2 protein-coding genes are annotated in these 1387 nt (G+C 39.1%); both read right to left on the bottom strand.

What is annotated here, in order from left to right; translation table 11 throughout:
* Positions 1–284 (bottom strand): pilus assembly protein (locus tag R7E42_RS24245; RefSeq protein ID WP_318073123.1); only part of this gene is annotated, 284 nt, incomplete at its 3' end.
* Entirely contained in the window at positions 281–1369 is a 1089-nt protein-coding gene (locus R7E42_RS24240) for a tetratricopeptide repeat protein (RefSeq protein ID WP_318073124.1), read from the bottom strand. The genes R7E42_RS24240 and R7E42_RS24245, both read right to left, overlap by 4 nt.
* Positions 1370–1387: the final 18 nt, after the last annotated feature.

The following is a 1387-nucleotide window of genomic DNA, read 5'->3' as shown; positions in this document are numbered from 1 at the left end:
TAGACCGATGCAGATACCGATGAATGGTCAACAACCTTTGACCATAAGGCACCACCGCTGGTTTCTAGTTTGGTTTTGACCACATCTTGATAGTCCACTTTTTCCGAGTTGCTAGAACTACCTTGTTTTTTACTACTCATCACAGCTGTCGTCAGCGCATGGTCGGTTACACCCATCGAATACGTAAGTACAGACAAGTCAAACCAGGTAAATAGCACCATGATCAAAACGGGTAAGCCCATCGCAACTTCGACCGTCAAACTTCCTTTTTGAAACTTGATCATAATTCAACGTACCTTTTCTTCGTGTAATCAACGACAAAAGCACCTTTGATATTCATGTTTTCAAGAAACTTCTTTGCATCATCTATATCGCTAAACTCACCAACGCAATAACGCTTCCATAAGCCGTGAGTGTAGGAATACACTTTGCCATAGTTGCCTTTCAGATAATTTAGGTAATCTGACGGAATGACTTTATAGGTTGCTAATACTTGAATTCGATAAATTGACGGCGCTTTAGGACGTAAGTTTTGCGGGTCTAATACTGAGCGCGCTACGTACTTTGGTTTCAAATCGACAGATTTCGTATCCATTTCCATATTTTTCTTTTCCTTTGACTTCGCGACCTGTTTGGGTGGAACTTTTGTATCTATTTTTTTCTTCAGAGGTTTAACGCTCTTCATGAGCTTTTTCAGTTTGACTCGTGCGTCTTGCTCGCTACTGTCGTGTTTCAAAACCTCCAACGCCACATCCGGACGATTCGACCGAGTCGACGCCAAAAGGAGATTTGAACGTACCTTTTCATCATTTGGATTGGCAGCAAACAAGCCATAGAGCAGTTCCATTGCGGGCTCTGGTCTGCCTTGCAACATCATCACTACCGCAATATTGTTGTTTGCCTCACGGTCTGATGCGCCATTCTTCTTACTGTCATTGAAGTGAGAAATTGCACCGTCGTAGTCTTTTTTACGCGCAAGTATTTTGCCTTTTAGAAGGTAGTAATCACCCTCTGGACCGCCATTATCTAAATACTCTTCTAAGTAACGTTCACTCGCATCGTAATTGGATTTTAAATATTCAAGCTTAGCTAAGATATAAATAATATCTGGGTCTTTAAGATCCTTTTTCTCTAGAGTGTTTATGTATAACTCAGCAGATTTTTGGTCTTTATTATCCAAATATAAATTGATCAGTTTTATCTTATAACTCGGGACTTCGACTAAGTTCGCTTTATAAAATTCAATAAGCTGTTCAGTTTGACCAGAGTTAGTCAGTAATTTCTCTTTTGTTACTAATTCTTGATTAATAGTTGAACAACCACTTAAAAAAAGTAACACCAAAAGAGAGAAATAGTTTTTTATATTCATTATCCTAGCATCCTCATT

This window comes from Vibrio sp. Vb1337 (assembly GCF_033338715.1).
GTDB lineage: Bacteria > Pseudomonadota > Gammaproteobacteria > Enterobacterales > Vibrionaceae > Vibrio > Vibrio alginolyticus.
This window is presented reverse-complemented; position numbering and strand designations above follow the sequence as displayed.